Consider the following 205-nt stretch of genomic DNA (forward strand, 5'->3'; position numbering starts at 1 on the left):
TTCTCCGCTGACGGTGCGGCCCTGAGCATCGGGAGAGTTCGCCATGCGTCCAACGGTCGGGTCTGCGGCCTCCAGACGCAAGCGACCCGCGATCTCGTTCGGCGTCCACGACGCCGCGAGGTCGGCGCTCACCCGGGCCTCGAGCACCGCATCCTTCGCGACTTTCCGGACCTGCGGGCGCGAACGCTGACGCTGCGCTTTCACG

General features: G+C 69.8%; 1 pseudogene. It reads right to left on the minus strand.

The window, feature by feature from the left end:
- A pseudogene (locus tag Q0937_RS17970) lies at positions 1 to 205 on the minus strand (IS30 family transposase); the annotation flags it as partial.

This window comes from uncultured Brachybacterium sp. (genome assembly GCF_947500705.1).
In the GTDB taxonomy this organism is placed as follows: domain Bacteria; phylum Actinomycetota; class Actinomycetes; order Actinomycetales; family Dermabacteraceae; genus Brachybacterium.